The following is a 1,183-nucleotide window of genomic DNA, read 5'->3' as shown; positions in this document are numbered from 1 at the left end:
CTGTTAAAGGAAAAAGAACAATCTTTATATGAAGAACTGCAAAGCGCCCAAATGAAGCTCAACCAGGCGAAAAGCCGCGCTTCTGCAAGCGAGCTCACTCTTCAAGAGGCGAAGGGCAGATTGGAAAAAGCAAAAGCTGCTTGGCTTGAGCATACAAAAAACACCTCCATTACCCGGATTGAGGAGGTTGAACAAAGTCTCATCCCAGATGATGAACTTGAAAAGATGAAAACCGGCATAGACCAGTTTATGGATAAACTGAAGCAAAATGCTGCAAACTTAAAACGAGTAGCAGAGATACTTGCCGGCAGAGCATTATCAGAGAGCGAATGGAACGAAACCGTTGCAGCATTACAAAAAGCTGAGGACGCATTTGGCGCTGCTATAGAGGAAAAAGGCGCGGCAGCAAAAGCACTGGCTGTCATTCGCGACCATCATAAACGGTTTAATGAAATTGAAGCTGAACTGAAAAAATGGCAGACGCATATCGACAGGCTGGACAAGCTGCAAGCTGTGTTTAAAGGCAATACCTTCGTCGAATTTTTAGCTGAGGAGCAGCTTGAAAGCGTTGCGAGGGACGCCTCAGCAAGACTCAGTATGCTGACAAGACAGCGCTATGCCATCGAAGTAGATTCAGAAGGCGGCTTCGTGATGCGGGATGACGCGAATGGAGGCGTACGACGCCCGGTTTCCAGTTTGTCTGGAGGAGAGACCTTCCTCACCTCGCTTTCACTTGCTCTTGCGCTGTCTGCGCAGATTCAGCTTCGCGGGGAATACCCGCTTCAGTTCTTTTTCTTAGATGAAGGCTTCGGCACACTGGATCAAGATCTGCTTGATACGGTTGTAACGGCCTTGGAAAAACTTCAGTCAGACAATCTGGCTGTCGGTGTCATCAGCCATGTGCAGGAACTGCGTGCACGGCTTCCGAAAAAGCTGATCGTCCATCCGGCTGAACCGAGCGGCCGCGGTACGCGGGTATCACTTGAGTTGATGTAAGGGAGGAGCGGATATGGCAAAGCAGACTGCCGGAATATGTGAGCTGTGCGGCCGGAGCGATGTCCAGCTGACAGAGCATCATCTCACACCAGAGGAAGGCGGAACGTTTTTGCCGACAGCGATGCTCTGTATTCCTTGCCATAAACAGATTCATGCCTTATATGCCAATCAAGAGCTCGCTTTACGT

General features: G+C 49.5%; 2 pseudogenes. Both read left to right on the top strand.

The window, feature by feature from the left end:
- Positions 1-996, top strand: a pseudogene (gene sbcC, locus ACWHAR_RS22305) (exonuclease subunit SbcC); the annotation flags it as partial.
- A gap of 13 nt (positions 997-1,009) precedes the next feature.
- Positions 1,010-1,183 (top strand): annotated as a pseudogene (locus ACWHAR_RS22300) (HNH endonuclease); the annotation flags it as partial.

This window comes from Bacillus sp. LR--39 (assembly GCF_053613335.1).
Note: the sequence above shows the minus strand (reverse complement) of the source record. Positions and strands in the feature narration are given on the sequence as shown.